15 protein-coding genes and 1 pseudogene are annotated in these 18,851 nt (G+C 68.8%); 3 read left to right on the top strand and 13 right to left on the bottom strand.

What is annotated here, in order from left to right; all coding sequences use genetic code 11:
* The 3 genes from ACWEOI_RS07470 to ACWEOI_RS07480 all read right to left on the bottom strand — a co-directional run.
* A partial coding sequence (locus tag ACWEOI_RS07470) for a class I adenylate-forming enzyme family protein (protein WP_452359209.1) occupies positions 1-1,256 on the bottom strand: 1,256 nt, incomplete at its 3' end.
* 58 nt (positions 1,257-1,314) lie between these two features.
* Positions 1,315-2,463: a serine hydrolase domain-containing protein gene (locus ACWEOI_RS07475; protein ID WP_452359210.1), complete on the bottom strand. Its 1,149-nt coding sequence runs from the start codon at positions 2,461-2,463 to the stop codon at positions 1,315-1,317.
* Between the two features lie 14 nt (positions 2,464-2,477).
* On the bottom strand, positions 2,478-3,860 hold the full coding sequence (locus tag ACWEOI_RS07480; protein WP_452359211.1) for a flavin-containing monooxygenase: 1,383 nt from the start codon (positions 3,858-3,860) through the stop codon (positions 2,478-2,480).
* Between the two features lie 116 nt (positions 3,861-3,976).
* On the opposite strand from ACWEOI_RS07480, the gene ACWEOI_RS07485 reads away from it, so the two are divergent.
* Entirely contained in the window at positions 3,977-4,615 is a 639-nt protein-coding gene (locus ACWEOI_RS07485) for a TetR family transcriptional regulator (RefSeq protein WP_433667799.1), read from the top strand.
* Here the strand turns inward: ACWEOI_RS07485 and ACWEOI_RS07490 are convergent.
* The 8 genes and pseudogenes from ACWEOI_RS07490 to ACWEOI_RS07525 all read right to left on the bottom strand — a co-directional run bounded on the left by ACWEOI_RS07490 (position 4,612) and on the right by ACWEOI_RS07525 (position 14,017).
* Complete coding sequence (locus tag ACWEOI_RS07490) at positions 4,612-5,019, bottom strand: nuclear transport factor 2 family protein (RefSeq protein ID WP_452359212.1); 408 nt, start codon at positions 5,017-5,019, stop codon at positions 4,612-4,614. The genes ACWEOI_RS07485 and ACWEOI_RS07490 overlap by 4 nt on opposite strands.
* A 133-nt stretch (positions 5,020-5,152) precedes the next feature.
* The gene (locus tag ACWEOI_RS07495; protein ID WP_433667802.1) at positions 5,153-5,365 is read right to left on the bottom strand and encodes a hypothetical protein; all 213 of its coding nucleotides are present in this window, start codon (positions 5,363-5,365) and stop codon (positions 5,153-5,155) included.
* A 134-nt stretch (positions 5,366-5,499) separates the two neighbouring features.
* Positions 5,500-6,324, bottom strand: coding sequence for a sirohydrochlorin chelatase (locus ACWEOI_RS07500; RefSeq protein ID WP_452359213.1), 825 nt, complete (start codon positions 6,322-6,324; stop codon positions 5,500-5,502).
* Positions 6,325-6,875: 551 nt separating this feature from the next.
* Positions 6,876-8,030 (bottom strand): annotated as a pseudogene (locus ACWEOI_RS07505) (uroporphyrinogen-III synthase); the annotation flags it as partial.
* Entirely contained in the window at positions 8,027-8,422 is a 396-nt protein-coding gene (nirD, locus tag ACWEOI_RS07510) for a nitrite reductase small subunit NirD (RefSeq protein WP_357283661.1), read from the bottom strand. The gene nirD and the pseudogene ACWEOI_RS07505, both read right to left, overlap by 4 nt.
* Positions 8,423-8,487: 65 nt before the next feature.
* Positions 8,488-11,040: a nitrite reductase large subunit NirB gene (gene nirB / locus ACWEOI_RS07515; protein ID WP_452359561.1), complete on the bottom strand. Its 2,553-nt coding sequence runs from the start codon at positions 11,038-11,040 to the stop codon at positions 8,488-8,490.
* 38 nt (positions 11,041-11,078) lie between these two features.
* A complete protein-coding gene (locus ACWEOI_RS07520) occupies positions 11,079-12,584 on the bottom strand; it encodes an MFS transporter (RefSeq protein ID WP_433667806.1) in 1,506 nt (501 codons plus the stop codon).
* A 281-nt stretch (positions 12,585-12,865) separates the two neighbouring features.
* Entirely contained in the window at positions 12,866-14,017 is a 1,152-nt protein-coding gene (locus ACWEOI_RS07525) for an MFS transporter (protein WP_433673455.1), read from the bottom strand.
* Between the two features lie 224 nt (positions 14,018-14,241).
* Here ACWEOI_RS07525 and ACWEOI_RS07530 point away from each other — a divergent pair, with 224 nt between their 5' ends.
* Positions 14,242-14,925, top strand: coding sequence for a FadR/GntR family transcriptional regulator (locus tag ACWEOI_RS07530; protein ID WP_379277676.1), 684 nt, complete (start codon positions 14,242-14,244; stop codon positions 14,923-14,925).
* Between the two features lie 145 nt (positions 14,926-15,070).
* Positions 15,071-16,525 carry an MFS transporter gene (locus ACWEOI_RS07535; protein WP_452359214.1) on the top strand — a complete coding sequence of 485 codons (1,455 nt, stop codon included), beginning with the start codon at positions 15,071-15,073 and terminating at the stop codon, positions 16,523-16,525.
* An 88-nt stretch (positions 16,526-16,613) separates the two neighbouring features.
* On the opposite strand, the gene ACWEOI_RS07540 is transcribed toward ACWEOI_RS07535, so the two are convergent.
* Both ACWEOI_RS07540 and moeZ read right to left on the bottom strand, forming a co-directional pair.
* Positions 16,614-17,465 carry a TIGR02569 family protein gene (locus ACWEOI_RS07540; protein WP_357087345.1) on the bottom strand — a complete coding sequence of 284 codons (852 nt, stop codon included), beginning with the start codon at positions 17,463-17,465 and terminating at the stop codon, positions 16,614-16,616.
* Between the two features lie 172 nt (positions 17,466-17,637).
* On the bottom strand, positions 17,638-18,825 hold the full coding sequence (gene moeZ / locus ACWEOI_RS07545; RefSeq protein WP_433667810.1) for an adenylyltransferase/sulfurtransferase MoeZ: 1,188 nt from the start codon (positions 18,823-18,825) through the stop codon (positions 17,638-17,640).
* Between the last annotated feature and the right edge of the window lie 26 nt (positions 18,826-18,851).

Here is an 18,851-nt window from a genome sequence, read left to right on the forward strand (position 1 = left end):
TTGTTCCAGTAGCCGAGCATGACGTAGGGGCTGCGGATGCAGATCTCCCCCTCCTCGCCGTCGGGCACCGGCTTGCCGTCCGGATCCCGGACCTCCAGCGAGACGCCGACCACCGCGCGGCCCACGGTCTCGTTGTCGGCGGCCAGTTCCGGCGGGGTCGCCACGGTCGCGGCGGTGCCGGACTCGGTGCAGCCGTAGCTGGTGGTCAGGCCCTGCAGCGCCACCGGGAACTTCTCGCGCAGCCGCTGCACCAGCGCCGGGGAGGACGGCGCGGAGTTCAGCGAGAACGCGGTCAGCGAGGACAGGTCGTACTTCGAGATGTCCACGCCCAGAATGCGGCTCGCCAGCGTCGGCACGGCCGCCCAGTTGGTGACCTTCTCGGTCTCGACCAGCTCGAGCAGCGATTCCGCGTCGAACTCGCCCGAGGTCGGGAAGACCACGGCGTCACCGGTGGTGAGGCGCGGGATCGACAGGTTGTGCAGGCTCGCGATGTGGAACAGCGGCATGGTGGCCAGGTAGCGGCGGCCGGCCGGGGAACCGTCCCAGGCCTGGCCGCGGAAGCCGGCGGCCAGCGCGTCCATGAAGCGGTGGTAGTCGGCGACCGCCACCATGTTCCGCTGGGTGTGCACCACGCCCTTGGGGCGGCCGGTGGTGCCGGAGGTGTAGAGGATGATCGCCGGATCGTCCTCGGTCATCTCGGCGGCCGGGTTGCCGCCCGCGAACTCCGCGATCAGCGCGGGCAGGTCGGTCTCCATGGTCAGCACCGGGATGTCGGTGCCGGTCTCGGCGGCCAGCGCGGCGCGCTTGGCGTCGGCGATCACCACCTTCGGGGCGGAGTGCTCGAGACCGTACTCGATCTCGCGCGGCACCCACCAGGCGTTGTAGCCCACCGGGATCGCGCCCAGGCGCTGCGCGGCCCAGAAGGTCAGCACCCATTCGGGGGTGTTGGCGGCCAGGATGCCGATCCGGTCGCCCTTGCCGACGCCGTAGCGCTCGGCCAGCGCGGCCGCGAGCGCGCCCGCAGCGGCGTAGTGCTCGGCGAAGGTGTAGCGGGTGCGCGCGGACACGAGGTAGTCGAGTTCGCCCAGGTCACGGGAGGCGTCCAGCAGCTCCAGCAGCGACGCGTGGCGGTGCTTGAACACCGGCTGCGGCACGCCCAGCACCTGCTCGACCGTCATCTCGAACGGGCCGCCCGGGCCGGTCAGCTTTCCGGCGACCTGCGCGGCGAGCGCCTGGAGGTCAACTGCGTTGGTCATGAATCAAGTCCTCGAATCCTTGTGCGCGAACCGTGGCGGGTGATCGGAGTGAGGCCGGTCACGCCGCCCCCCGGACTGTATCGAAGGTCGCTTTCAGGTAGGCGTCGGCACGAGGCGAACCGATCAGGCCGGCCTCCATCCGGTTCATCGCGTAGGCGAAGGTGACCCGGTGGTCCAGGTCGTTGACCACCATCGACCCGCCGATCCCGGCCCACCAGCACACCCGGCCGTCCGGCACGTGCGGCGCGGTCTGCGGCTGCGGCAGGCCGTACCCGATGCCGAAGCGCAGCGGCACCATGATGGCCAGGTCCACGCCGTCGGACTGCTGCTCGAAGATGAGGTCGATGGTCTTGTCCGACAACAGCTTCCGGCCGCTCAGCTCGCCGCCATTGCTGATCAGCGACTGCAGCCGGGCGATGGAACGGGCATTGCCGTGCCCGCCCATGCCGCCCAGCTCGGCCTGCTGCCACTGCGGGGTGCCGCATTCGGCGAAGTCCAGCAGCGGCTGGAACAGGGTCTTGAACATGACGCTGTCCTGCGGCAGCAGCGACGGATCGAAGTCCGGCAGCTCCGGCGGGACCAGGGTCGCGACGCGGCCCAGATCCTCGGTGGCCATGCCGATGTGGAAGTCCGCGCCCAGCGGGCCCGCCAGCTCCTCGGCGAAGAAGCGGCCCAGCGGGCGCCCCGTGACGCGCTTGACCAGCGCGCCCAGCAGGTGGCCGTAGTTCATGGCGTGATAGCCCGACGCGGTGCCCGGCTCCCACCAAGGTTCCTGCGTCGCAAGACGATCCGTGGAGGCATCGGTGTCATAGATGTCCGACAGCACGATCGGGGCCTCCCAGCTGGAGACGCCCGAGGTGTGCGAGAGCAGGTGCCGCACTTCGATATCGGCCTTGCCGTTGGCCGCGAACTCCGGCCAGTAGTGGGCGACCTTCTGATGCACGTCCAGCTCACCGCGATCGACCAGCAGCAGGACGCTCAGCGCGACCATGGTCTTGGTGATCGAGAAGGTGTTCACCAGGGTGTCCGGGGCCCAGCGCGCGGTCTTCTCCGGATCGGCGTAGCCGCCCCAGAGGTCCACCACCGGCTCGCCGTCCACGGTCACGCAGACCGACGCGCCCAGTTCGGCGCCCGACTCCACCTGCTCGGTGAAAGCCGCACGGACAGCTTCGAATTCATCGGCACAGAAACCAGCGACGTTGCTCATTCCGACCGTCCCCTCTACGCCTCGACCAGCGCGCGGCTGCGCACCGGCAGGGCATTACCCACCGCGGCGGCACGGCGCGCACCGTCGGCGAGTTCCTTCTTCAGCTCGCGCACATAGATGTCGAAGTCGATCTGGATCGTGTGCCGCGGTGAGTTGTAGTAGCGCTCGGCGCGCTCGGCCTCCGCCTTGGTCACCGCGGCGCTCATGTCCGCCTGCGACGGGAAGCGGTAGTTGCCCGACAGGTACGCCGCGACCAGCTTGGACTGCTGCTCGGCGAAGTTCACCAGGGTCGGCATCGGCTGGGCCAGACCGAGATAGAACAGATTGTCGACATCGGGCTTGAGCATCTGACGCCACAGCGGCAGCTTGTTGCTCGCGTCGGGCTTGAGCACCGGATCGGTGAAGAACGGGAAGCTGATGTGATAGCCGGTGGCGCAGACGATCACGTCCACCTCCTCGGTGGAGCCGTCCGCGAAGTGCACGACCTTGCCGTCGAGCTTGGTGATGGCGGGCTTGAAATCGATGTCGCCGCAACCGACCTTGTGCAGGAACTCCTCACTGGCCGACGGATGCGCCTCGAAGGGAAGGTGATCCGGCTTGGGCAGGCCGTAATCCTCCATGCGGCCGCGGTTCTTGACCACGAAGCGCTGCTTGAGCTTGAGCGCCAGCTTCTGCGGCATCCAGGACGGCACCACCTGGGTGTCGCCGACCTTGCCGCCGACGTACTTGGGCAGCACCCACACGCCACGGCGGGCCGAGACCCACAGCTTGTCGGCGATGAACTTCTGCGACAGCTCGCAGGCGACGTCCAGACCCGAATTGCCCATGCCCACCACGACGATTCGCTTGCCGCGCATGTCGATCGGGTCGAAGGGGTCGTTGTAGGAGTGCGAGTGGATCAGGGTGCCGTCGAACTCGCCCGGGTAGTCGGGGGTGCGCGGATCCCAGTGGTGGCCGTTGGCCACGATCAGGGCGTCGTAGGTCTCGACGGTGCCCTGGTCGGTGGTGACCGTCCACAGGCCGTCGGCGGCGCGATCGGCCGAGGTCACCTTGTGGTTGAACCGGATTCGGTCGCGGAGGCCGAAGTGCTCGACGTAATCCTTGAAGTACTGGTGCAACTGGCTGTGGTGCGGGAAGTCCGGCCACTCGTCGGGCGCCGGGAAGTCCTCGAACTGCAGACGGAACTTCGAGGTGTCGATGTGCAGGCTCTGGTAGCAGGCCGACATCCCGTTCGGGTTCTTGTAGTACCAGTTGCCGCCCACCTCATCGGAGGCTTCGTAGCAGTCGAAGGGGATGCCGTATTCGGCCATGCGCTTCGCGGCGGTGATGCCCGAGGGGCCCGCGCCGATGATGGCGACCCGGGGTAGCTCGCGGTTCTGTGCGGATTTCGCAGCCAATTCACTCTCCTGATTCGGCGACGGGTCTGAGAGCCCTGCCGGACGTGACGTGCCACACACGCTAACACTCACTAGACAGTGTGTCTAGTGAGTGAACTTGCGTCTATCATTCAAGCGTGACCCGATCCGATGTAGACCACCCCGAAACCCCGCGGCGCACCTCGCTGCGCGACGAACAGAAACGGCTCACCCGCAGCCGGCTCATCGACGCCGCCAAGCAGCTGTTCACCGAGCAGGGCTACGCGCCGGTCCGCGTCGACGACATCGCCGCCGCCGTCGGCTGTAGCCGCGCCACCTTCTACCTGCACTTCACCGGGAAACCGGACGTGCTGCGGGCCATCGCCGAACAGGGCACGCTGCCCAGCGTCCGGAACTTCTACGAGGACCTCGACCACGTGCTCGACACCGGCTCGCGCGAGGAATTCGCGGCGTGGATGCGCCGGGCCATCGACTGGTTCCAGGAATACAAGGACCTGCTCCCCGCCTGGGACGAGGCCACCACCCTCGAACCCGAATTCCGCGAAGTGGCCAAGGAGGGCATCATGTCGCTGCCCAGCGTCATGAGCTCCTACCTGTCGCGCTGGCCCGCCGATCGTCAGGAGGAGGCGCGCCTGCGCGTCGAACTCCTGGTCGCCCAGCTGGAACGCTTCTTCACCCGCTGGGCCATGCAGGGCACCATCGACGTCTCGGCCGACGAGGCCGCCGCCGTTCTCACCGATATCTGGTACCCGGCGCTCCAGACGCCGAAGGGCTAATTCGAGACCGGCGTGACGCGGGCGCGATCCAGTTCCCAGAACGCGCGCAGCGCAATGATTTTCCCGTCCGCGTTCACGCGGTAGACGGCCACCAGATCGACTTCGACGCTCACCTCGGGGCGCGTACTGCGAATGGTTCCGGTGAAGGCCGCCTCGTCGCCGCAGGCGAAGGAATCCGACCAGGTGAATTCGATTCGGCTGGGCTCGATCGCCAGATCCCAGAATGCCGCGATGGCCGCGTGCCCGGAATGCCCGTGACCCACCGGGTCGTACGGGGAGACGCCGACGGGATCCTCGACACAGGCGTCATCGGCGAACAGGGCCAGCCACTCGTCCTTGCGCTTGGCGCGCACCGCCGCCTGCGAGGCGAGTCCGGCACGGCGAGCGGGATGTTCGGGCGACATCCCGCCATCCTGACCGCCACCCGCGCGGACCGAACCGGCAAATTCCGGTGAGCGGGATGGCGAGTGCGCGAAATAGACTCGGGCCGGCGTCGAATGACGCCGGCCCGAGTCTGAAAATCAATTGTTTTAGAGATCAGCGGGAGAACGAGGAACCGCTGTAACCCAGACCCGCGCCCTGATCGGTCGGCTGGGTGTTGTTGACCAGCGCCTGGCACTGCTCGACCGTCTGACCCGCCTGGATGCAGGCCGCCCACGGGTCGTAGATCGTGGGGAAATCGGCGGCGGCGGTGGCGGCCGGGCCGGCGATACCGCCCGCGATCACAGCGGCGACGACAAGCTTCTTCACGTGGTAATCCTCCAGAGTCTTTACCGAATTGCGGTAAAGGTTGCCACGCGAATCCGAAAATCACCAAGCGGTACGGGAATTCGGCGTGGGAATTAGGGCAGAACCCCTAATCCCCACGGGACGGAAGGGACCGATCAGGCAACTCGGACGTCGGCCGCCGAGGTGTCGGCCGTCAAGGATTCGACGGCCCTGTAATAGCGATCGGCGAGCAGGCGCACCACGGACGGGTGCACGCCGATCGGCTCGGCGACGCCGTCCGCGCCCGCCTCGTGCAGGCGCTGATGGAACAGGCCGTGCGCGAGCAGGTACGAGGCCACGAAGACCCGGCGCGCGCCCGCGGCCCGGACCCGGGCCACCACTTCGGGGACCTTGGGCTCGCCGGTGGCGATGTAGGCCAGATGGGCCGGCGTGCCGACCCGCTCGGAGAGCAGGTTGGCGGCGCGCTGCACATCCTGGCGCGCCCGGGCGTCCGAGGAGCCCGCGGCGGCGAAGACCACCGCGTCCCCCGACCGCCAGCCCGCCGCGCGCAGCCGCAGGTGCATGACCTCGGCCAGCGCCGGGTCCGGACCCATGGCCTGGGTGACCGCGACCGCGTCGTGCGCACTCGCGGCCACCTCTCGCGGCACATCCTGATACACGTGGTAGCCCGAGGCCAGAAAGGCCGGAACCACCACGGCGGGAACCGGATCCAGATCCCGCAACACCTCGGCCGGGGACGGGCCCAGCACATCCACGAACGCGGTCCGCACCTGCGGCGCGGCCGTGATCGCCACTTCACGCAACGATGCCGATGCGGCCCCGAAATCGGCACCGGCACCTGTCCCGGACAGCCGGGCCGCGTGTGCGAGCGCCGAGGCGCCCAGCTCCCGCGCGACCGCCTCGGCCAGCTCGGCGATCATCTCCACACCGCGCGCGCTGCGGGTGCCGTGGGCGACCAGCACCAGCGCGGGGGCGCTCACCACGCACCCCGCGGCGGACGGACGGCTCCCGACCCCGGCGGGATGCCGGGAGAGCCGTACGAGCGGGGCGGGAAAGCCTGCCGTGATACCGAACTCGACTGTGTGGCATTGGGATTCGACGGGCGCGACGCCGACACGGCGCGAGCGGTGGCCGCCGACCGGGCCGAGCCGGCCGCCGGACCCGCGACCGGGGTCACGGGTGCCGCGCTGCCGGTCTGCGCCGGAAGACCGACGGGGCGAACATCATTCGCCGGGGACGCCGATCGCACCGGGGCCGCGCCCGGTCGCGCCGCCCCGGTACTCGGGCCCGCCGGAGCGGGCGCCGATCGCAGCGGCGCGGCGGTGGACCGCGCCACCGGCGACGGGGCCGCGGACGGGTGAGCCGTGCCGTTGACGGCCGACGGGGCGCCCGGGCGGCGAGGAGCCACGGCGGGCGGGGTGTCGGTCAGCGGCTGCCGGGTGCCCGGGATCCGCGACGCCGGGACCTCCCGACGGGCGCCCAGACCGGTGCTCCGAGCCGGGCCCGCCTGGCGGGCAACGGGATTCGTGGCCTCGTGCGGATTGTCGATGCACTCGGCCGGGTCCAGGGCGAGACGGTACCCGCGCTTGACGACGGTCTGGATGGCCTTGGGGGTGCCCAGACCCGCCCGCAACCGGGCGATCGCGGTCTCCACGGCGTGGGTGTCGTCGCCACCGCCGGGGAGGGCGGCGAGCAGGTCCTCACGGGAGACAACGCGGCCGGGCTGGCGGGCCAGCGAACGCATGAGCGCCATCGGCGCGGGCGCCAGCTGCCGCACCTGACCGTCCACCACGACGCAGCCGCCGCGGACGCTCAGGACGTGACCGGCGGCCTGAATCCGGTTGGCGCGCCGGGGCAGTTCCTCGGCGACGTGCCGGGCCAGGGCGCCCAGGCGGGCACGGCCGGGGCTCGTAGTGGGCACGCCCAGCTCCTCCAGCGGCGCGGCCGTGATCGGGCCGACACAGGCGGGCAGCACCCGGGTGCGGAAGGCGTGCAGTACCGCCTCCAGCAGACCGGTTTCCTTGGCGCGCATGAGAAGTGACGCGACGGCCGGGGCACTGGTGAAGGTCACGCAGTCCAGTCCGGCCGTGACGATCCCCTCGATGAGGCGATCCATCGGGGTGCGGTCGTCCGGCGGGATCCACCGGTAGACGGGCACCGGAACCACGTCGGCTCCGGCGCAGCGCAGCACCTCGCAGAAGTCGGGGACGGGCTCCCATTCGGTGGTCGCGCCGTGCAGCTGCACCGCGATCCGCACCCCCTCGACGCCCTGCGCCAGCAGGTGATCGAGCACCTCGGCACTGGATTCCGAAGCGGGAGACCATTCTTCGCGCAGCTCGGCCGCGCGGATGGCGCCCTTGGCCTTGGGGCCGCGGGCCAGCATGCGGGTCGAGGCCAGCGTGGAGCGCAGCTCCTCGGCCAGGCCCCAGCCCTCCGCGGCCTCCATCCAGCCGCGGAAACCGATGCCGGTGGTGGCGACCGCGATCTGCGGCGGGTCGGCGACCAGCTGTCGCGTCACCCGCTCCAGCTCGTTGTCGTCGGCAAGGGGAATAATCCGGATGGCCGGGGCGGACACGACATTCGCGCCCCGGCGGGCCAGCAGGGTGCCGAGTTCGTCGGCACGCCGGGCAGCCGTGATGCCGACCGTGAAACCGGCCAGCGGAGTACCGCCGTCGACCTCGGTCATGCGGTACCGCCGACGAATTGCACGGGGTCGTTCGACACCGCGACCACGCCGTCCTCCACACGCACCGCGTAGACCGGCAGGGAGATGGCGTCGTCGTCCAGGCAGCGCCCGTCGATCAGCGAGAACGCCTGCTTGAGCAGCGGGGACGCCACGACGGGCACGCCGCCGCGGTCGCCGACCAGGCCGCGCGACATGACCGCCGCGCGCCCGAACGGATCGATATTGCCGACGGCGAACAGCGTGCCGTCGGTGGTGAGGAACAGGGCCGCCTGGCGGCCGCCCTTCAGCAGCACCGCCACGCCGCGGCCGGGAATCAGATAGTCCTGCCGGCAGGCCTGGGTCCACCCCGAGGTGGTGGTGACTGCGGTGCCGGGTGTGTCGATCACGGTCATCGGTAACTCTCCTCCGAACGCCTTACCTATTGGTACCGGCGCCCTGTTTCCAAGTCGTTAAGCAGTCATTTCCCGGTTGTGGCGGCTTCTGTGGCCTGGGCCGCACCGACCGGAAGCTCCGGAATGCCGAGCAGGACGGGCACCTTGCGCTCGCCGCTCTCGTCGAAGCCGATGGTCGGGTCCGACTCCTCGGGGGCGTTGACGAAGGACACGAAGCGCGACAGCTTGCCCTCGTCCTCGAGCACGGCGGCCCACTCGTCCTTGTAGCCGTCCACGTGCTTGGCCATGGCGGCCTCCAGGTCGGCGGCGATGCCCAGGCTGTCCTCGCAGACGACGGCCTTGAGGTAGTCGATGCCGCCCTCCAGGGCCTCCTGCCACGGCGCGGTGCGCTGCAGGCGGTCCGCGGTGCGGATGTAGAACATCAGGTAGCGGTCGATGTACTTGATCAGCGTCTCGTCGTCGAGCTCGCCGGCCAGCAGCACCGCGTGCTTCGGGGTCAGACCGCCGTTGCCGCCGACGTACAGGTTCCAGCCGTTCTCGGTGGCGATGACGCCGACGTCCTTGCCGCGCGCCTCCGCACACTCACGGGCGCAACCCGACACGGCCAGCTTCAGCTTGTGCGGGGAACGCAAACCGCGGTAACGCTTTTCGAGCAGCACCGCCATGCCGACCGAGTCCTGCTGGCCGTAGCGGCACCAGGTCGAGCCGACGCAGGACTTCACCGTGCGCAGCGACTTGCCGTAGGCGTGGCCGGACTCCATGCCCACGTCCACCAGGCGCTTCCAGATCAGCGGCAGCTGCTCGACGCGGGCGCCGAACAGGTCGATGCGCTGACCGCCGGTGACCTTCACGTACAGGTCGAATTCCTTGGCGATCTCACCGATGGTGATGAGCTGGTCGGCGGTCACCTCACCGCCGGGCATCCGCGGCACGACCGAGTAGGTGCCGTTCTTCTGCAGGTTGGCCAGGAAGTGGTCGTTGGTGTCCTGCAACGAGGCCTGTTCGCCGTCGAGGATGTGATCGCTCGAGGTGGAGGCCAGGATGGAGGCCACCGTCGGCTTGCAGATGTCGCAGCCGGCGCCCTTGCCGTGCTTGGCGATCAGCGCCGAGAAGGTGCGGATGCCGGTCGACTGGATGATGTGGAACAGCTCGGCGCGCGACTGCGAGAAGTGCTCGCACAGCGACTTGGAGACCTCGACGCCCGACTGCTCCAGCAGCTTCTTGAGCATGGGAACGCAACCGCCGCAGGAGGTTCCGGCATTGGTGCAGCTCTTGATGGCCGGGACGTCGCAGGCGCCGTCGGCGATCGCGCCGCAGATGGAACCCTTCGAGACGTTGTTGCAGGAGCAGATCTGCGCGTCGTCGGGCAGCGCGTCCGCGCCCAGTTCCGCACCGGCCGGGGAGATCAGCGCGGCCGGATCGGCGGGCAGCGGACGGCCGACCAGCGGACGCAGCGCCGAGTACTGGGTGGCGTCACCGACCAGGATGCCGCCGAGCAGGGTCTGCGCGTCGTCGGAGACGACCAGCTTGGCGTAGGTGCCCTTGGCGGCGTCGTGCAGCACCACCGACAGCGCGCCCTCGGTCCTGGCGTGCGCGTCACCGAAGGAGGCCACGTCCACGCCGAGCAGCTTCAGCTTGGTCGACATGTCCGCGCCCGGGAACTCGCCCTCGCCGCCGAGCAGGCGGTCCGCGACCACCTCGGCGGTGCTGTAACCCGGGGCCACCAGGCCGTAGCAGACGCCCTCGACCGCGGCCACCTCACCGATGGCGTAGATGCTCGGGTCCGAGGTGCGCAGGCCCAGGTCGGTGATGACACCGCCGCGCGGGCCGACCTCGATGCCGGCGGTCTTGGCGATCTCGTCGCGGGGACGCACACCGGCGGCGAAAACCACCAGCGCGGCCCGCAATTCACTCTCGTCGGACAGCTTCACCGACAGCTTCTCGGCGAGCGCGGCATCGGCGACGATCTCGACCGAGGAGGTGCCGACGCCGGTGTGCACCTCCAGGCCGAGCTCGGTGACCAGCTTCTCCAGGATCGCGCCGCCGCCCTCGTCGACCTGGGCGGGCATCAGCCAGTTGTTGTACTCGATCACGTGCGGGGTCATGCCCAGCAGGCGCAGCGCGTTGGCCGCCTCCAGACCGAGCAGACCGCCGCCGACCACGACGCCGACCGCGCCCGGACCGGCCGCCTCGGCGGTGGCCCGGATGCCGTCGAGGTCCTCGAGGGTGCGGTAGACGTAGCAGCCCTCGGCGTCGGCGCCCGGCACCGGCGGCACCCAGGCGTAGGAGCCGGTGGCCAGCACCAGCGCGTCGTAGCCGATCACGTCGCCGGTGGAGGTGGTGACCTTGCGGGCCGCCTTGTCGATGCTGTCCGCGCGTTGGCCCAGCCGCACCTCGACCAGCTCGTCACCCTCGTAGTCGTTGCCGGGCAGCGCCAGCGCCGAGGTCTCCCAGATGCCGACGTAGGACGAGAGCCCGACGCGGTCGTAGGCGGCCAGCTTCTCCTCGCTGAGCACGATGACCTGCCACACGCCGGCCTCGTCGCGGGAGCGCAGGGCTTCCACGAAGCGGTGTCCGACCATGCCGTGGCCGACCACTACGACGGTCTTGCGTTCGATGTTGTTGGTCATGACGGTCCCTTTCGAGAACGGGCAGGTCAGGCGCGAGCCGACGTAGCGGACGAAGCGGGGTTGGATGCAAGATCGGCTGCGGCGGAGTGGGATTCGGCCTCGAGGACCACGGCCTCCGCCTCGACGACGACATCGGCGCCAGAGGTCTCGGCGGACAGCGCCCGCAGGCTCGGACGGCGCATGAAGACCGCCCAGCAGACCACGCCGCACAGCACGTAGAAGGCCATGAAGACCCAGAAGGCGGTGGTCGCGGACTTGGTGGAGGCGTAGGAGGTGCGCAGCATCAGGTTGATGCCGACGCCGCCCAGGGCGCCGATGGCGCCGACGAACCCGATCAGCGCGCCCGAGGTGTTGCGGGCCCATGCCGCGCGGCTGGCCGAATCACCTTCCAGCGAGCGGGATTTGGCCTCGAACACCGAGGGGATGATCTTGGTGACCGCGCCGTTGCCGAAACCGGAGATCACGAACAGCGCGGTGAAGCCGATGATCATGGCCACCAGCACCCCGCCCGTCGGGTGCCCGGCGCGATCGCCGAGAGTCGAGGCCACCGCGACCACCACGGCCGCGGCCGTCATCGCGACGAAGGTGAACAGCGTGACCTTGCTGCCGCCGATGCGGTCGGCCCACTTGCCGCCGTAGGGGCGGGCCAGCGAACCCAGCAGCGGGCCGATGAAGGCGATCTGCGCGGCGTGCAGCGCGGCGGCGGCGACGGTCGCGCCGTCGGCCTTGAAGGTGATCTGCAGGACCTGGCCGAACGCGAAGCTGTAGCCGATGAACGAACCGAAGGTGCCGATGTAGAGGAAGGCGATCGCCCACGACTGCGGGATCCGCAGCGCCTTGATCATGTAGGACAGGTCGGCCTTCTGGTTCTTGACGTTGTCCATGAACAGGGCCGCGCCCAGCGCCGCCACCACGATCAGAACCAGGTAGACCGCGCACACCACCGAGGCATTGCCGTAGTGGTTGCCCAGGGTCGCGATGACCGCCAGGCCGATCAGCTGCACCACCGGCACGCCGATATTGCCGCCGCCCGCGTTCATGCCCAGCGCCCAGCCCTTGAGCCGCTGCGGGTAGAAGACGTTGATGTTGGACATCGACGAGGAGAAGTTGCCGCCGCCCAGGCCGGCGAAGGCCGCCACCACCAGGAAGGTGGTGTAGGACGTGCCCGGCTGGTTGATGAAGTACAGCGTCAGCAGCGCGGGGATGAGCAGCAGCAGCGCGGACACGATGGTCCAGTTGCGGCCACCGAACTTCGCGGTCAGCACGGTGTAGGGGATCCGCATGAACCCGCCGACCAGCGTCGGGATCGCGCCCAGGAAGAACTTGCCCGCCGGATCGATGTGGAAGACGTCGGTCGGCATGAACAGCACCATGACCGACCAGATCGACCACACCGAGAACCCGATGTGCTCGGCGAAGACCGACCAGATCAGATTGCGGCGCGCGATGTCCTTACCACCGGCTTCCCAAGCCACGACATCTTCGGCATCCCAATGCTCGATGTCGCGCTTGCGGGTCAGCGTCGTCAACAAGAGGCCCTCCTGAAATCTGGATGGCCCCAAGGTAGAAAACGGGTATTGCGCCCGTGCTGCGCGAAATGTCCGGCAAATCAACGGTTGCTCACGAAATCCGGGATTACGGCGTGAGATCCGGTCTTATGTTTCGCCTATGTGACACAACGGTTTCCGGCGGTCACAAAACGCCTGAAAACGAGTTTCCGAGCCGTGAGGTGAGAGCCTTGCCACACAGCATGGCCCCAACCTCACGACTCGGCAACTCGAAAAGTGAAATTCCGGCTAGCTCCGGGTGACCGTCAGTTCCAGCTGTCTTCCAGGAAACGCGGCTTGCACGCGACCCACGCGCCGGCCATCAGAATCAGCACCGCCACCGTGAGGAAGGCGAACGGCACCGGCCAGCCGCCGGTCATGGTGTGCAGCGTGCCGAACAACAGCGGACCCACGCACGCCACCGAGTAGCCGACACCCTGGGTGAAACCGGACAGCGCGGCCGAACCGGCGCCGGTGCGGGTCCGCAGGTTGATCAGCGTCAGCGCCATCGGGAAGGTCGACGGGCCCAGGCCCAGCGCCAGCACCCACACCAGCGGGGCGCTCATCGGCGCGAACAGCAGGCCGGCGAAACCGATGAAGAAGAACACCGCGCAGCCGATCACCACCGGGAACGGATTGGCCATGCGGCCCACCACGATCGGCGCGCTCAAGGCCGCGACCAGGCCGATCAGCGCGAAGATGCCGACCATCGAGCCGCCGAACGCCGCGTCCGCGCCCGCGTCGCCGAAGATCGTGGGCAGCCAGGTGAACATCGAATAGGTGATCAGCGAGGTCATGCCGAACATGAAGGCCATGCCCCAGGCCAGCGGCGAGCGCCACACCTTGCCGGTGGACTCGGCCGGGTCCGCGGGCAGTTCGGTGGTGTCGAACCGGGCGTTCGCGCGGCGGGTGCGCAGCACCGCGATCCACGGCAGCGCGGCGGCGAAGGCCAGCGCGGCCCACATGCCCAGCGACAACCGCCAGCCGTGCGCGTCCGCGATCGGGACCGTGATCAGCGCCGGGAACACCGTGCCCAGCTGCACCATCACGATGTAGACGGAGCTGAGCAGCGCCAGCCGATCCGAGAAGTACCGCTTGACCAGCGGCGGGATCACCACATTGCCGATGCCCATACCGGCCAGCGCGAAGGCCGAGAAGGCCAGCAGCTGCCAGGTGTCCGGCACCAGGGCGCGCAGCACCGAGCCGATGCCGGTCATGAGCATGGCCGCCAGCGCGGTCATCTCCAGGCCGAATCGGCGCGAGAGCACGGGGGTGAGCAGGCCGCCGAGGGCGAACATAGCGGTCGGCAGCATGCCGAAGACGCCGACCACGGCGGTGGAATAGCCGATGTCATCGCCGATGCGGGCGGCCAGCGGGGTGAACGCGGTGACCGCGATACGCAGGGTCAGCGCGGACATGACGATGGCGACCAGCACCAGCAGGCGACCCTCGAAGAGCGCGCGCTTGGAAATCGCGGACTGGAGGTTCGGCGCTTCGAGATGGACGCGCCCCGGCTCGGCAGGGGTACGGGTCGTGCCCCGCCCGGGGGCCATCGTCTCATCCATCGTCGCAGTCACCACGAAATCATAGGATGACCCGATGATGTGATGCAACGAATGTGAGGCAAGGTACGCTGTCCCCCGTGCAACCAGTCCGGCGCACGAGCCTCATCGCCCAGGTGACCGAGCAGCTTCGTGCCGAAATCCGTTCCGGCCGTTGGGCCGTCGGCTCGCGCATCCCCACCGAGCCCGAACTCACCGAACTCACCGGCACCGGCCGCAATACCGTGCGCGAGGCCGTGCAGGCCCTCGTGCACGCCGGCATGCTCGAACGCAGACAGGGTTCGGGCACCTACGTCATCTCGACCTCCACCCTCGGCGGCACCCTCACCGAGTACTTCGCCGACGCCCAGCAGCGCGACGTCCTCGAACTGCGCCAGGCCCTCGACACCACCGCCGCCCGGCTGGCCGCCACCCGCCGCGACGACCACGACATCGCCGAACTCCGGCGACTGCTCGACGACCGGACCCGGCTGTGGGACAGCGACTTCGACGCCGCCATCGAGGCCGACGTGCAACTGCACCGCGCCATCGTGGTCGCCAGCCACAACGCGGTGTACCTCGAGTTCTACGACTCACTGCTGCCGGTGATCGCCGCGGGCATCCGTTTCCGCTCCGCGCGCGAGGGCGAGACCTACCATGACGAGCACGCCGAGCTGGTGGCCGCGGTGATCGACGGCGACCCCGACCGGGCGGCCCGCACGGCCAACTGCTTCCTGGACTCGCTCATGGCTGAATACCGGACGCTCGATAAGAATTTCGGGTAACCGAAGGGTCACCATGCGAATCCGGGCCAAGTGAGCCCGAATTGTCATCTCCGTCATGGAAAAACACCCGGACGTAAAACGGGCTTCCTACGGTTGACGGGACCGCAGATGAGGGCGGTCGCATCAGCCGAGAGGACAACCGCTCATGGCAACAGTTATCGAGCCTACCGAAATCACGTATCAGAAACGCGGACGCTGGATCGACCGTTGGGAACCCGATAACACCGAATTCTGGGAAAACGGGGGTAAACAAACCGCCCGCAAGAATCTGATCTTCTCGGTATTCGCGGAGAACCTCGGATTCAGCGTCTGGGTGCTCTGGGCCAGCGTCGTCACCGCCATGGGCTCGGCCGGATTCGCCTTCCTGGGCAAGAACAATCCCGACGCCGTGAACAACGCCCTGCTGCTCACCTCCACCCCGACCCTGGTCGGCGCGGCGCTGCGGGTGCCCTACACCTTCGCGATCCCCCGCTTCGGCGGCCGCGCGTTCACCGCGTTCAGCGCGGGCATGCTGCTGCTGCCCACACTGGGCCTGGCCTATTTCATCAACCAGCCCGGCACCCCCATGTGGGTGTTCATGCTGCTGGCCGCCATCGCCGGTGTCGGCGGCGGCAACTTCTCGTCCTCCATGGCGAATATCAACTTCTTCTTCCCCGAGGGCAAGAAGGGCGCGGCCCTGGGCATCAATGCCGCGGGCGGCAATCTCGGTGTGGCACAGACACAATTGTTCGTACCGCTCATCATCACGCTGGGCACCCACATCATGGCCAAGGACGCCGCCGGATACCGCTTCGGCATCACGCTCGCGGTGCTGGTGTGGATTCCGTTCATCCTCGCCGCCCTCGTCGGCGCGCTGCGCTACATGGACTCGCTGTCCGGCGCGAAATCCGATGGCACGTCCTACAAGCGGGCGCTGGCCAACCGCCACACCTGGGTGATGGCCATCCTCTACATCGGCACCTTCGGCTCCTTCATCGGCTTCTCCTTCGCCTTCCCGACCCTGCTCAAGGCCAACTTCCCGAGCCTGGCCAAGATCGGCTGGATGAGCACGCTGGGCAACCTGGCCTTCCTCGGCGCGCTGGTCGGATCCTTCAGCCGGCCCTTCGGCGGGTGGATCGCCGACAAGCTCAGCGGCGCCCGGATCACGCTCTACGTCTTCGGCGGCATGGCCTTCGCCACCGCGCTCATCGTGGCGTCGTTGTCCGCCAAGAACTTCCCGCTCTACCTGGCCTCGTTCCTGCTGCTGTTCGTGCTCAGCGGCATCGGCAACGGATCGACCTACCGGATGATCCCGATGATCTTCACCGCGGAAGCGCGGCGGCACGCCTCGGAGACCGGGCAGGACATCGGTGGCGCGCTGATCTCGGCCAAACGGCAGGCGGGCGCGGCCATCGGCGTGATCGGCGCGATCGGCGCGGCGGGCGGCTGGATCCTGCAGCAGGCGCTTCGACTCTCGAACACCCACTACCACAGCATGAATCCGGCCTTCTGGGGCTACGTGGTGGCCTACCTCGCCATGGGCGCGCTGTGCTGGTGGTTCTATCTGCGATCCTCGTTCGCCGTCGGCCGGGCGCCCTCGCTCGCCCACGCGAACGTGTAAGACTCCCCAACCGCCCCTGGGGAAACGGAAAGGCCGCACCGGAATTCGTCGCCCGGTGCGGCCTTTCCGCATGATTTCGCGGGGACCCCTAGAGCAGCAGGCGGGTCATGTCCGCGGTGCGGGCCAGACCCGGGAACGCCTCGGGGGTCGAGCGCGGGTGCAGGGCGTGCACGGCCAGCCGGAACATGACCGCGCGCACCAGCATCTGCGGCCACTCGGGCAGCTGGGCCCAGCGCTCCAGCAGACCGTCGTCCGCGCCGCCCCAGGACAGGGCGTCCACCACGATGACCGCCGCCGCCCACGGCGCGGGACGCCAATAGGGGGTGATGTCGGTCAGACCGGGCGCGTAACCGCCGGAGAACAGCACGGTGCCGAACAGATCGCCGTGCACCAGCTGAGGGGGCGTGGTCACCGGCTTGCGCAGGGTCGACAACTGGGTGATCAGGGTCAGGCTGCGGTCGCCGTCCGGCGAGGTGGACGGCAGCATGCCGCCCAGCTTCAGGCTGCGCAGCGGAACCGCTTCCCACGCCGCCCGATCCGCGGCCGCGAACACGTCCACGTCCGCCCACGGCGCGACCGGCTGCGCGGCCAGGAAACGCGGACGCTCCAGTTGCGCGGTCACCTGGTGCAGCCGCAGCGACAGCGACACCACTTCGTCGTGCCGCGGTTCCGGCACGCCTTCGAGGTAGGTGTCGGCGCGCCACCCGGATACGACATACCGTCCATCGGTGGCCCGTACCGGCCGCGCCAGGCGCAGCCCGTCCACCCGCAGCGTCTCGCGCACCTTCGCCGACCAGGCGGCCCGCGCATGATCGGTCACCGGGCTCAGGACGACATCGCCACACCGCCAGCCGCCATCCCAGTTCCCCAACGGGACCGGCGGTTCCTCGCGCAACCCGAAGGTTGAGCGCACATGCTCAGGAGGTTCCACAACAGTCATCGTCACGCGCGTACGGTACCGCTGGCCAGGTTTTCGCGACTCTCGCCGCGCCGACCGTTCCACACGCCGAAACCATGGTGTGAAACACCGGCGACCGAGGCGTTACCTCCGGGCTCCCGGACCGCCGCCGAACAGGCCCCCGCGCTACCGCCGAGGGCCCGTCCGCGCGGACTCAGTAGACCGGCAGCGAGGGGTCGACCTGGTTGGCCCAGGCGATGATGCCGCCCTGCAGGTGGGTGGCATCGGAGAAGCCCGCGTTCTTCAGGGCCGCGAGCGCCTCCGCGGAGCGGATACCGGTCTTGCAGTGCAGCACGATCGGGGTGTTCTGCGGCAGCTCCGACAGCGCCTCACCCGAGAGGATGCGGTCCTTGGGGATCAGGGTCGCGCCCTCGAGCCGGACGATGTCCCATTCCACGGGCTCGCGCACGTCGATGATGGCCACGTCCTTGCCCGCGTCCAGCATCTCCTTGAGCTCGCGGGCGGTGATGGTGGAGCCGATGGCCGCGGCCTGGCCCTCCTCCGACACCACGCCGCAGAAGGCGTCGTAGTCGATGAGCTCGGTGATGGGCTGACGCTCCGGATCGCGGCGCAGCTTGATGGTGCGGTAGCTCATGTCCAGTGCGTCGTACACCATGAGCCGGCCGAGCAGCGGGTCGCCGATACCGGTGATCAGCTTGATCGCCTCGGTCACCATGATCGAGCCGATGGACGCGCACAGCACGCCCAGCACGCCGCCCTCGGCGCAGGACGGGACCATGCCCGGCGGCGGGGCCTCCGGGTACAGGTCGCGGTAGTTGATGCCGCGGCCGTCGGGGGCGTCCTCCCAGAAGACCGAGACCTGGCCCTCGAAGCGGTAGATGGAACCCCACACGTACGGCTTGCCCGCCAGTACGGCGGCGTCGTTGACCAGGTAGCGGGTGGCGAAGTTGTCGGTGCCGTCCACGATCAGGTCGTACTGCCGGAACAGCTCGATCGCGTTGTCGGGCTCGAGCCGAATCTTGTGCAGCTCCACCGTGATTCCGGAATTGATCTCCAGAATCGAGTCGCGGGCGCTGTCGGCCTTGGAGCGGCCGATATCGGATTCGCCGTGGATGATCTGCCGCTGCAGGTTCGACGCGTCGACCTCGTCGAACTCGACGATGCCGAGGGTGCCGACACCGGCGGCGGCCAGATACAGCAGCGCCGGGGAGCCGAGCCCGCCCGCGCCGATCACCAGCACCTTGGCGTTCTTCAGACGTTTCTGACCGTCCACCCCGAGATCCGGGATGATCAGATGGCGGCTGTAGCGGGCGACCTCGTCCCGCGTCAGCTCCGCCGCCGGCTCCACCAGGGGCGGCAGGGAGGGATGCGATGCTGTCACGTGTGCGGACTCCTCAATCGAATTCG

Source organism: Nocardia sp. NPDC004340 (assembly GCF_053602575.1).

What these genes read in the sequence shown, in the direction of transcription:
- ACWEOI_RS07475 (WP_452359210.1), bottom strand. Translation starts at nt 2,463, where the DNA reads ATGAGCAACGTCGCTGGTTTCTGTGCCGATGAATTCGAAGCTGTCCGT.
- ACWEOI_RS07490 (WP_452359212.1), bottom strand. Translation starts at nt 5,019, where the DNA reads ATGTCGCCCGAACATCCCGCTCGCCGTGCCGGACTCGCCTCGCAGGCG.
- nirD (WP_357283661.1), bottom strand. Translation starts at nt 8,422, where the DNA reads ATGACCGTGATCGACACACCCGGCACCGCAGTCACCACCACCTCGGGG.
- ACWEOI_RS07525 (WP_433673455.1), bottom strand. Translation starts at nt 14,017, where the DNA reads ATGTCCGCGCTGACCCTGCGTATCGCGGTCACCGCGTTCACCCCGCTG.
- ACWEOI_RS07535 (WP_452359214.1), top strand. Translation starts at nt 15,071, where the DNA reads ATGGCAACAGTTATCGAGCCTACCGAAATCACGTATCAGAAACGCGGA.
- ACWEOI_RS07540 (WP_357087345.1), bottom strand. Translation starts at nt 17,465, where the DNA reads ATGACTGTTGTGGAACCTCCTGAGCATGTGCGCTCAACCTTCGGGTTG.